Here is a 9,116-nt window from a genome sequence, read left to right as displayed (position 1 = left end):
GTTCAATCTGGCCCACTCGCTCGACCAGATGCTTCACCTCCGTCCCCGCAACAAGTTCGAGGACCTGGAAGGCGTCTATCTGGTCGGCGGCGGCACCCATCCCGGCAGCGGCCTGCCGGTGATCTTCGAGAGTGCCCGCATCACCAGCCGCCTGATGGCCGATCAGCTCGGTCTGTCCCAGAACTGGGAGCCTGGGACCCTGATGGCCGCCGGACAATCCGCCCTGGTCGAGGAGCGCGTATCGTGAGCGCCCGGAAAGACAGCGGCAGGATAGGCGTAATCGGCGGCGGCCTCGGCGGTCTGGCCGCCGCCTGCACCCTGGCGGCGCGCGGCCACAAGGTCGTGCTGTTCGACGCCAATGCCTGGGCCGGCGGCAAGGCCGCCGTGCTGGAGGAAGGCGGCTTCCGCTTCGACATGGGGCCGACGATCCTGACGGTGCCGCGCGTCCTCCGCCGCATCTTCGCGGAGGCCGGGCGCGACATGGACCGGGAACTGGACCTCGTCCGGCTCGATCCGCAGTGGCGCTGCTTCTTCGAAGACGGCTCCGTCCTCGATCTGGTCGAGAACGTCGAGACGATGGCGGCCGACCTCGACCGCTACGCCCCCAATACGTCCTCGGGCGCCGGCTACAAGGACTTCATCACCCGTTCCAAGCGCCTGCACGAAGTCTCCGAACGCTTCTTCTTCTGGAAGTCGGTTGAAGACATCTGGGACACGCTGGACTTCAAGAAGAACATGTCGGCATCGACCCTGTCCGACGTGATGAGCCTCCGCATGGGGACGACGGTGGCCGGAACGGTGCGGAAGCACGTGCCGGACGCCCGGATCGCCCAGATGCTGGACCATTTCGTCCAGTATGTCGGCTCGTCGCCCTACGGCTCACCCTCCGTGCTCTGCTCGATCGCCCATATGCAGACCGACGGCGGGGTCTGGTACCCGATGGGCGGCACCCGCGCGGTACCGGCGGCACTGGAAAAGCTGGCCCGCAGCCTCGGCGTCGAGTTCCGGCTGAACACCGAGGTCCGCCGCATCGTCACCAAACAGGGCAGGGCCGCCGGCGTGGAAACCGCGTCGGGCGAGACGGTCGAACTTGACGCCGTCGTCTCCAACATGGACTCCGTCCGGACATACCGCGAGTTGCTCGGCGGCGACATCGGAGCCAAGTTCGAGCGCCGCCGCAAGCCGGAGCCGGCCTGCTCCGGCGTCGTGCTCTATCTTGGGCTCGACCGCGCCTACGACCATCTGGCCCACCACGACTTCGTCTTCTCCCGCGACGCGGAGGAGGAGTTCGACTGGATCTACCGCAAGGGCGAGCCGGCCCCCGATCCGACCTGCTACATCGCGGCCCCTGCCCGGACGGAACCCGGCGTCGCCCCGCCCGGCGGCGAAGCGCTCTACGTGCTGGTCCACACACCTTACATGCGCCCTCACCACGACTGGAGCCGGATGCTGCCGGAATACCGCCGCGTCATCCTCGACAAGCTGGCGCGGACCGGCGGCATGAAGGACCTGGAAAGCCGCATCAAGGTGGAGCGCTGGCTGACGCCGCAGGACATCCACGACCGCTACCGCGTGCTCAACGGCGCGATCTATGGTCTTGCCAGCCACGGCCGCTTCTTCGGGGCCTTCAAGCCCGGCAACAGGAGCCGCGAAGTCCCCGGCCTTTATCTGGCCGGCGGCGCCGCCCATCCGGGGCCGGGAATGCCGATGGTCATGATGTCGGGCTGGATCGCCGCCGATACGCTCGACCAGGATATCGGCGGCTCCGGCGCCAGGCCGGCCGCCGTCGTGGAGGAAGCCGTCGAACGGCCGAAGGCCAGCGTCGCATGACGCCAGCCGAAGCGGTGCGGGCGGCGCGTTCGCCCCGCATCGTTCGTCTGTTCGGACATTATATGTGCCGCTATGCCGCGCGCCGCTTCCACGGCGTGCGGCTGGCGCGCGGCACGCTCCCATCGTTGCCGCAAGACCGTCCGGTCATCGTCTATTCCAACCATCCCTCGTGGTGGGACCCGGCGATGTTCATCGTGCTGGCGATGCTCCGCTTTCCGGACCGGGACGGCTACGGCCCGATGGAAGCCTCCGCCCTCAAGCAATACGGCTTCATGCGGCGGATCGGCATCTTCGGGATCGAAACGGACAGCCCTCGCGGCGCCGCGGCTTTCCTGAAGATCTCCGGCGGATTGCTGGAAGACCCGCGCACCATGCTGTGGATCACGGCGGAAGGCGGCTTCACCGATCCCCGCAGCCGGCCCGTGCGTCTGCGTCCCGGCCTCGCCCATCTGGTGCGCCGCGTCCCCGATGCCGTCATCGTGCCGCTGGCGCTGGAATACCCGTTCTGGGACGAACGCACGCCTGAAGCGCTGTGCCGCTTCGGAACACCGATGGCAAGCGGCGCCGGCACCGTCGAGGAGTGGAACGGCCGGCTCGAAGCGGCGCTGACCGATACGATGGACCACCTTGCCGCCGACGGCATGAGCCGGGACCCGGCCCGCTTCGAACCCCTGCTCAGCGGCGAGGCCGGCGTCGGCGGGGTCTACGACCTGTGGCGCCGCGCCAAGGCCCTTGTCCGGGGCGAACGCTTTCAACCTCAACATGGCAGGGAACGCTCATAATGGCGCAATTCGCCTGGGTCTGCGCGTGGCTCGCCATCATCCCGGCGGTCACCGCCGTATGGAACCTGCTGCTCTATCGCCCGCCGCCCCGGCGCGCCGTCAAAGCCGCCGTTTCGGTCCTGATCCCCGCCCGCAACGAGGCGGACAAGATCGCAGCCGCCGTCAACGCCGTGCTGGCGAACGGCGCCCCCGGCGGCGGGATCGACCTGGAAGTCGTCGTCCTCGACGACCACTCGACCGACGGCACGGCGGATATCGTCCGCGCCATCGCCGATCCTCGCCTCCGGGTGGAACAGGCGCCGCCCCTTCCGCCCGGCTGGTCGGGCAAGCAGCATGCCTGCTGGCATCTGGCCCATTTGGCGCGGCATCCGCTGCTGGTCTTCGTCGATGCCGATGTCCGCCTGTCGCCCGACGCGCTGGGCCGCATGGCGGCGTTCATGGAGGAACGGCCCAAGGTCGGGCTCGCCAGCGGCTTCCCGCGCCAGGAAACCGGCACCTTCGCCGAACGGCTCGTGATCCCGATGATCCACTTCCTGCTGCTGGGCTACCTGCCGATCTGGGCGATGAAGCTGTTCATCGCTCCCGGCTTCGGCGCCGGCTGCGGCCAGTTGTTCATCGCCCGCGCCGATGCCTACGCCAAATCGGGCGGCCACCGGGAAATTCGGGCCTCGCTCCACGACGGCGTCAAGCTGCCCCGCACCTTCCGCCGCGTTGGCTTCTTCACCGACTTGTTCGACGCGACGGAGATCGCGACGTGCCGGATGTACAAGGGAAGCACCGAGGTCTGGCAGGGCTTCACGAAGAACGCGACCGAGGGCATGGCGACGCCCATCGGCCTGCCGGTCTGGACGGTGCTGCTGGCGGGCGGCCATGTGCTGCCCTGGCTGCTGCTGGTCCTGGGGCCGCCCGAAGCGCTGTTCCCCGCCTGCGTCGGCATCGCCGTGTCGCTTGGCACCCGCATCGCGTTGGCGTTCAGGTTCGGACAAAATATCTCGAATGCTCTCCTTCATCCGATCGGCGTGCTGGTCATGCTGGCGATACAGTGGTCGGCGTTCTGGACCGCTTTCCGGGGACGTCCCGCCACATGGCGCGGCCGGGCATATCCGTCCAGCGGACCCTGAAAACCAGGGACGGGACGTTTAAGCCCGCCGATCTGTTGAGGACTGAAACTGCTTTCACTGCCGGAGCGCCGGATGCCGCATGCCTCTATGCCGACGGCCTACATCAATGCGATCGGGACGGCTGTCCCGTCGCATGACGTCCATGACAAATTCGTCCAGTACGCCCCGCAACTCCTGACCGACGAACGGCTGCGGAAGCTGTTCCGGCGGATGGCGGACCGCTGCCAGATCGAGCACCGTTATTCCTTCTTCGCTCCCGACCCCGATCCGGAAGTACTGGACAGCGGCGGCTTCTTCCAGCGCGGTTCCTTCCCCGACACCGCGACGCGGATGAAGTTCTACGAGAACCACGCCCTCGACCTTGCGATGGAGAGCCTGGACGCCGCCGGCATCAAGGCCCACGCGCCGGAGATCACCCACCTGATCGTGACCTCCTGCACCGGCTTCTACGCGCCCGGTCTCGACCTTCAGCTAGCCCACCGGCTCGGTCTCGACCCGTCGGTCGAGCGCACCCTCATCGGCTTCATGGGCTGCTACGCCGCGATGAACGCGCTGAAGCTGGCCCGCCACATCGTCCGGTCGGAACCCCGGTCCAAGGTCGCCATCGTCAACCTGGAACTCTGCACCCTGCACCTCCAGGAGACCGCCAATATCGAGGAAGTCCTGAGCTTCCTGATCTTCGCCGACGGCTGCTCCGCCAGCATCGTCAGCGCCGATCCCGGCGGTATCGAGCTGGAATCCTTCCGCACCACCGTCATCCCCGGCAGTGCCGACCAGATCACCTGGCATATCGGCCGCACCGGCTTCGATATGCGTCTGGCCGGCACCGTCCCCGGAACCATCGGCAGCGGCCTGCCCGATGCGATGCCGTCGATCCTCAACGGCCATGCGGTGGAGGATGTCGAGCTTTGGGCAGTCCATCCGGGCGGCCGTTCCATCCTGGATGCGGTCGAAGGCGCCGTCGGCGACATGCGGGACCAGCTTGCCGATTCCCGCGTCGTCCTGCGCGACTACGGCAATATGTCGTCGGCAACGGTCATGTTCGTGCTGAAGCGCATGCTCGACCGCTTTCGGGGGACGGGAATCGGCGGCAACGCCCTTGGCTGCGCCATGGCCTTCGGACCGGGGCTGACGGCGGAAAGCATGCTGTTCCGGATGGCCGCCGCGTGAGCGGCGGCGCCGACCTGTCCCGCCGCAGCTTTGATCCGGAACTGATGGACACCGAGCAGGTCAGCTTCGAGGAGTTCCAGCACTGCCTGCGCGACCTGCGGCGGATCAACCTCTGCACGCTGGCCTACCGGCCGACGCTGACATGGCTCGGCCGCGTGGTGAAGCAAACGGGCCGCAAGCATCTGCGCATCCTGGACGTCGGCTTCGGCTACGGCGACATGCTGCGGGAAATCCACCGCTGGGCAGCCAAGCGCGGGATCGAGGTGGAGCTGACCGGCGTCGACCTTAACCCGTGGTCGGCCAAAGCCGCGGCCTTGGCGACTCCGCCCGATGTCCGGATCGACTACCGCACCGGCGACCTGTTCGACTTGGCTCCCGACACCGCCTGCGACGTGGTGATCAGTTCGCTGTTCACCCATCACCTCGACGATACGCTGCTGGTCCGCTTCCTGCGCTGGATGGACGGGCACGCGGCCCTTGGCTGGTTCAGCAACGACCTGCACCGGCACGCGGTGTCCCACGCCTTCGCCCGCGCCATGGTGGCAACGCTCCCGGTCAACCGGCTGGTCGTCCACGACGCGCCGCTGTCGGTTGCCCGCGCCTTCACCGGCAAGGACTGGGAACGTCTGCTGGCAGACGCCGGTTTCGCTCCCGGCGCCGTATCGGTGGAGTGGTTCACGCCTTTCCGATACGGCGTAGGCAGGATCAAGTGATCTGGGATGCCGCCATCGTCGGCGGAGGACCCGCCGGCGCCGCCGCCGCCTTTCGTCTGGCGCAGGCAGGGCAGCGCACCGTCCTGTTCGAACGGGAAGCCGGCCCCCGCCACAAGGTCTGCGGCGAGTTCATCAGCGTCGAGGCCGCCGTCCACCTATCGTCGCTCGGCCTGTCTCCGGAGCGGCTGGGCGCCGTGCCGATCCGCCATGTTCGCCTGATCCAGGGCGAACGAACCGCGACCGCCACCCTGCCGTTCCCGGCGTTCAGCCTGTCGCGCGACGTGATGGACGAAGCTTTGCTGAACGCCGCCGCTGCCCAGGGCGCGGAGATCCGCCGAGGTTCAGCCATACGCGGCCTGACCGAGGACGACACCGGCGTCACCGTTCAGGCCGACGGCCCCATCCGCGCCCGCACCGCGCTTCTCGCGACAGGAAAGCACGAACTGCGCGGCCATCGCCGTCCGCCCGGTGCGATCAACGACCTCATCGGCTTCAAGCGCCACCTGACGCTCGCCCCCGCCCAAGCCGCTATTCTCGAACATCACGTGGAAGTCCTGCTGTTCCCCGGCGGCTATGCCGGCCTCCAGCCGATCCCCGGAGGACACGCCAACCTGTGCCTCGTGATCGAAAGGCGCGTCCATGATACGCTGGACCGCGACTGGGACGCCCTGGTGGACTATCTGGCACGCCATTCCACCATCTTCGCGGAGCGGCTGGCCGGCGCCGAGCCGCACTGGCCGAAGCCGCTGTCGATCTACGGCATCCCCTACGGCTTCGTCCACCGGCAGGAGTCTCCGGCGCGGCGGCTCCACCGGCTGGGCGACCAGCTTGCCGTGATCCCGTCCTTCTGCGGCGACGGCATGGCCATAGCCCTGCACTCGGCCGCCCTGGCGACCGACCGCCATCTCACTGGCCGGCCGCCGCTGGACGGGGCCGCCTTCGAAGCGCAGATCCGCGCCGCCACGCTGCTCGCCCGGGCGGCCCGGCATCCCATCCTGCAAACCCTCGCCACGGCGGCCTGCCGGCTGTCGCCGGCATTGCTCAGGACGATGGCGACGGCGACCCGCATCCGGGGCGGCCTGTCACCGCCCCACTGACCGTTACGTCACAGCCCCTTGGTCGAACCGCCGTCCACGTCCAGCAGTGCGCCGTGGATGAAGGTCCCACCGCCGGCGGCCAGGAAGGCGACGACGGCCGCGATCTCCTCCGGTTCGCCGAACCGCATGACCTTCTGCGCCTGCACCATGCGGCTGGCCGCTTCCTCCGTGTCGATCCCCTGGGCTTGGGAAATCTGGCGGATGCGCCCGGTCAGCCGCTCCGTCAGGATCGGGCCGGGATTGATGCCGTTGACGCGCACGCCGTCCGCCAATCCCTGGTCGGCCAGCGCCTTGGTGAAGTTCATCAGGCCGGCATTGACCGAGCCGCCGATGGTGAACTCCGCCGTCGGCGTGCGTCCGCCGGCGCCGATGATGTTGATCACCTGGCCGCCGCTCAGCTTCAGGTAGGGCCACGCCACCCGCGACAGCCGGACCGCGCCGAAGAACTTCAGCGCGAAGCCGTCCTGCCAGTCGTCCTCGCTCAATTCCAGGAACGGCCCGCGCTTGGTCGCACCGGCGTTGTTGACCAGCAGGTCCAGCCCGCCGAAGGCATCGACCGCCGCCTCGATCAGCAACTCAGGCAACTCGGGGTCGCGCAGGTCGCCGTGGCGATACTCGACCCGCTGCCCCGTCTCCCGCGCGAGTTGGCTGGCGAGCGTTTCCAGCGCAGTCGCCGTCCGGGACGTTATCAACAGATCGTAGCCGGCGCGCGCCAGCGCCGTGGCAATGGCCTTGCCGATGCCCCGGCTGGCGCCGGTCACCAAGGCCACATTGGACTTGCCCGTCATGGAAAATCTCCTCCGGATGAGCGACCGCGCAACAGGGTCGGCCGAACAGTAAGCAGGGTTCAGAGCTTTGCCAAGTCCGGTACCGGACGCTTCAACTCCGGGATACCGGCCAGCACCCGTTCGATAGCCAGGGCTATCCCGAGCACCGCATGGTCGGAGCCGTGACGGCCGCAGATCTGGATGCCGAACGGCGTGCCCGTCGCGTCGCGTCCGCACGGCACCACCACGACCGGCACGCTCAGCACCGTCAGCCCATAGGCCAGCGCCAGCCAATGCATGTAGTTGCGGGTCGGAGCGCCGTTGATCACCTCCGGATACCACTGCTCGACCGGGAAGGGCGGCACCGATGCCGCCGGGCAGATCAGTACGTCGAACGGCTCCATGAAGGAGGCGAACTGCTTATAGAACCGTGTCTGCTCCGTCATGGCATGGGCTACGTCCCGGATGCCCATCCCCAAGGCCGACTCCATGTTGGCGACGACGTTGGGACCCAACCTGTCCCGCTGCTTCTCGAACTTGTCCAGGTGAGCGCCGACGAAGATCACGGAGCGCAGCGTCTCGAACACCGTTTCGATCCCGGCAAGCTTCGGATCGGCCTCCTCGATACTTGCGAAGGCGCCGCCGAACCGCTTGACGGCATTCGAGAACGTTGCCCGGATGCCGTCATCGACCGGGGCGAAGCCGAGGTCGGCCGATACCGCGACCCTCAGCGAGGAAGGATCGACCTCCGGCAGCTTCAGGAAGGCGGTAGGATCGGCGCAGCCGGGCAGGGGGTCGCGCGGGTCGGTGCCGGCCATGGCGGCCATCAGCAGGGCGGCGTCGGCGACGGTCCTGCCCATCGGTCCTTCGACCGGAGACGGAGTCCACGCGATTCCCCGCCGTTCGGTCGGCACCAGTCCCGGAGAAGGCCGGTATCCGGTCACGCCGCAATAGGCCGCCGGGGTCCGCAGGCTGCCGCCGTGGTCGGAGCCGGTAGCCAGCGGCACCATGCCGCAGGCCAGTGCTACGGCCGATCCGCCCGAAGAACCGCCGCTGGTGCGTGCCGGGTCGAAGGGATTGCGGGTGGCGCCGAACACACCGTTGCGTGTATTGGCCCCGGTGCCGAATTCCGGCGTATTGGTCTTGCCCAGCACGATGGCGCCGGCCTTGCGCACGGTCGCTACCACCCGTTCGTCGCTTTCAGGCACATGATCGGCGAACAATTCCGATCCGTAGGTCGTCCTGATCCCCGCCGTGTCGCTGAGATCCTTGATTCCGATCGGCAGACCATGGAGCAGCCCCAGCGGCTCGCCGGCCATGACGGCGGCCTCCGCCTTTTCCGCTTCGGCGCGGGCGCGCCCGAAACTGCGGGTGACCATGGCGTTGACATGGGAGTCAACGGCTTCGATCCGGCCGATGCAGGCCTCGGTCAGTTCGACGGGAGAGACTTCCTTGCGGCCGATCATCCGGCGCAGGGTTACGGCGTCGAGTTCGCACAGGTCCTTGGTGCTCATTCCGATTGGGTTCCTCGTTTCCTCACCGGGGGATTAAGACGCGCATACTCCGATACGTCCAGAACTTCACCCGGAATTATCCGCTGAATGCGGTGCACGCCCTTATCGGACTGCCTTAGCGG

8 protein-coding genes and 1 pseudogene are annotated in these 9,116 nt (G+C 67.8%); 7 read left to right on the top strand and 2 right to left on the bottom strand.

Annotated features, from left to right (window positions below; genetic code table 11):
- From AC5JJ6_RS28985 to AC5JJ6_RS28955, 7 genes and pseudogenes are all read left to right on the top strand, one after another.
- Window positions 1-247 (top strand): annotated as a pseudogene (locus AC5JJ6_RS28985) (phytoene desaturase); the annotation flags it as partial.
- Window positions 244-1,830 (top strand): phytoene desaturase family protein, encoded by a 1,587-nt coding sequence (locus tag AC5JJ6_RS28980; protein ID WP_496045388.1) that lies wholly within the window; start codon window positions 244-246, stop codon window positions 1,828-1,830. The pseudogene AC5JJ6_RS28985 and the gene AC5JJ6_RS28980, both read left to right, overlap by 4 nt.
- Window positions 1,827-2,612 carry a lysophospholipid acyltransferase family protein gene (locus AC5JJ6_RS28975; protein ID WP_496045387.1) on the top strand — a complete coding sequence of 262 codons (786 nt, stop codon included), beginning with the start codon at window positions 1,827-1,829 and terminating at the stop codon, window positions 2,610-2,612. The genes AC5JJ6_RS28980 and AC5JJ6_RS28975 overlap by 4 nt, the downstream gene beginning before the upstream one ends.
- Window positions 2,612-3,733: a glycosyltransferase family 2 protein gene (locus AC5JJ6_RS28970; RefSeq protein WP_496045386.1), complete on the top strand. Its 1,122-nt coding sequence runs from the start codon at window positions 2,612-2,614 to the stop codon at window positions 3,731-3,733. Before AC5JJ6_RS28975 ends, AC5JJ6_RS28970 begins: the two co-directional genes overlap by 1 nt.
- A 72-nt stretch (window positions 3,734-3,805) precedes the next feature.
- Window positions 3,806-4,903, top strand: coding sequence for a type III polyketide synthase (locus tag AC5JJ6_RS28965; protein ID WP_496045385.1), 1,098 nt, complete (start codon window positions 3,806-3,808; stop codon window positions 4,901-4,903).
- Entirely contained in the window at window positions 4,900-5,616 is a 717-nt protein-coding gene (locus tag AC5JJ6_RS28960) for a methyltransferase domain-containing protein (protein ID WP_496045384.1), read from the top strand. Before AC5JJ6_RS28965 ends, AC5JJ6_RS28960 begins: the two co-directional genes overlap by 4 nt.
- Complete coding sequence (locus AC5JJ6_RS28955) at window positions 5,613-6,713, top strand: NAD(P)/FAD-dependent oxidoreductase (RefSeq protein ID WP_496045383.1); 1,101 nt, start codon at window positions 5,613-5,615, stop codon at window positions 6,711-6,713. The genes AC5JJ6_RS28960 and AC5JJ6_RS28955 overlap by 4 nt, the downstream gene beginning before the upstream one ends.
- A gap of 8 nt (window positions 6,714-6,721) precedes the next feature.
- Here AC5JJ6_RS28955 and AC5JJ6_RS28950 read toward each other — a convergent pair whose 3' ends face one another.
- Together AC5JJ6_RS28950 and AC5JJ6_RS28945 are read right to left on the bottom strand one after the other, a co-directional pair.
- Complete coding sequence (locus tag AC5JJ6_RS28950; protein ID WP_496045382.1) at window positions 6,722-7,501, bottom strand: SDR family oxidoreductase; 780 nt, start codon at window positions 7,499-7,501, stop codon at window positions 6,722-6,724.
- Between the two features lie 59 nt (window positions 7,502-7,560).
- Window positions 7,561-8,994: an amidase gene (locus tag AC5JJ6_RS28945; RefSeq protein WP_496045381.1), complete on the bottom strand. Its 1,434-nt coding sequence runs from the start codon at window positions 8,992-8,994 to the stop codon at window positions 7,561-7,563.
- Between the last annotated feature and the right edge of the window lie 122 nt (window positions 8,995-9,116).

Source organism: Skermanella sp. (assembly GCF_059503625.1).
This window is presented reverse-complemented; position numbering and strand designations above follow the sequence as displayed.